The following is a 1,871-nucleotide window of genomic DNA, read 5'->3' as shown; positions in this document are numbered from 1 at the left end:
CGCCAGCGTTCGTCCTGAGCCAGGATCAAACTCTCCATATAAGAGTTGATATAGCTCGATTGTCTTTTCGAAAAAGACTAATGATTTAAACGTTGACGTATTGTTCGTTCAGTTTTCAAAGATCAATTGCGCTTGTTATATTTTACCTAATCGCCCAGAAGCGACTTTATTAATATAACATGTGTTGATTTTATGTGTCAACACTTTTTTATAAGTTATCCGTCGTCTGTGAAAATGTTTTTCGTTCATATCGCAGCGACGGATATAAATATACCAAGGATTTAAATAAAGGTCAATAGCTTTTATAGTTTTTTTACGATAACTTTTTTTTGAGTTTGTAATACCTGTGATAAAGTCCCTGGCCTTTTGTTTCTATGTTTACTACTTCTATGAAATGCTTATCAATCAAATACTCAAGAAGCATGCTTAAGTCAACCGCATAAAGATGAAGTTCATCATGGTTCATTATATCATGAATGGACCATTCTTCTTTCTCTGCAAGCACATCGGCAAGATGGCTGATTCCTTGTTTCGTTCTCGAATGAATTAAAAATTCACTTGCAAGGAACAGCAGCTCCAGCCTTTTTTCCAGCGGCTCCTGGCTATTCACCAATTCCTCATAAAGCTTCATGATTTCAGGCTCAATCTGCTTTACCTGATTCCAGACAGTTACTTCCGGATGGAATCCATTTTCAATAACTGCAAGCCTGGCCAGATGATGAAGGGAATGAACAATATGGTTATAGGCATCAAAATAATGGCGATTTTCAAAGAAGGCTTTGCCATCCATATATCGTCTGATCAGCTTGGCAAACTCAAGACCCATTTTTAATTTTCGCCCATAGAACGGAAACTCTCTTAATTCCACCTTCAGGTTATGAATATATTCATTTCGATCAAATAAAACTTTTCCATTATAGAGCCAATCAAAGATTTTCCGGTTAGACCCCAGCAGAATCCATTCGCGAAGCTGCTTATCTGTCACGATATGAAGAGCCGCTTTTTTATCTTTATATGTGTAATGTTTAACAAATACAGATTCATCTGCATCCTCAACAAGGATCAGCAGTACAGCATCAAATGTATCAGTAGCAGGAATAGCCTTTTGCATTTTTTCGGTCATAATCACGCCCAGAGTGTTTGTCTGGCTTGCCCGTTCCTGGTATATAGGACGGAGAATATCTTCCATCATAATTCCTCCATTTTATTGATAGCGTATATCTTCGACAATTATAAATGAAATCCTTCCTAAAGGTGAGACATTTTTCGACACCATTCTATATTAATATTTATTTCAGCAAAAGGAGTATGGTATAGTTAGTTTTTAGGAGGGAGCAGTATGGCTAAGTACTCAAATAAAATCAATAAGATTCGCACATTTGCCCTTAGTTTAATTTTCATCGGATTTATCGTTATGTATCTCGGAATCTTCTTCAGAAATTCCGCTCTTCTCATGACAATATTTATGCTTCTCGGAATGCTCTTCATTCTTGCCAGCACCGGTGTTTATTTTTGGATCGGCATGCTTTCAACAAAAACCGTGCAGGTGGTTTGCCCGAATTGCGGAAAACACACAAAGATGCTTGGCCGCGTTGATATGTGCATGTACTGCAATGAACCTTTAACGCTTGATCCAAACCTTGAGGGCGCTGAATTTGATGAAAAATACAACAAAAAAAATACGAAGCAGAGCTGATTTATCTCTTGCTTCCATATCCAAGCTCTAAAATGACCGGCTTTCTTTTGGTCAAGCCCCCATATAGTGGAGATATTAAAAAACCGGAGCTGTTTCCTTTTGGAAATGGCTCCCTTTCGGTTTTATTTTAGTTATTTCATTCTTTTTATTTACTTGACATGGAGCCTCGTCACGC

The 1,871-nt window shown here is 37.7% G+C and carries 2 protein-coding genes; one reads left to right on the top strand and one right to left on the bottom strand.

Translation table 11 applies throughout. From position 1 onward, the window contains the following. Nucleotides 1–313: 313 nt before the first annotated feature. Nucleotides 314–1,189: a nucleotidyltransferase-like protein gene (locus M3205_RS25010; protein WP_251172347.1), complete on the bottom strand. Its 876-nt coding sequence runs from the start codon at nucleotides 1,187–1,189 to the stop codon at nucleotides 314–316. A 150-nt stretch (nucleotides 1,190–1,339) separates the two neighbouring features. On the opposite strand from M3205_RS25010, the gene M3205_RS25005 reads away from it, so the two are divergent. Further along, complete coding sequence (locus M3205_RS25005; RefSeq protein WP_251172346.1) at nucleotides 1,340–1,696, top strand: YgzB family protein; 357 nt, start codon at nucleotides 1,340–1,342, stop codon at nucleotides 1,694–1,696. Nucleotides 1,697–1,871: the final 175 nt, after the last annotated feature.

Origin of the sequence: Cytobacillus firmus, assembly GCF_023715565.1 — a bacterium.
GTDB classification, from domain to species: Bacteria; Bacillota; Bacilli; order Bacillales; family Cytobacillaceae; genus Cytobacillus; species Cytobacillus firmus_C.
This window is presented reverse-complemented; position numbering and strand designations above follow the sequence as displayed.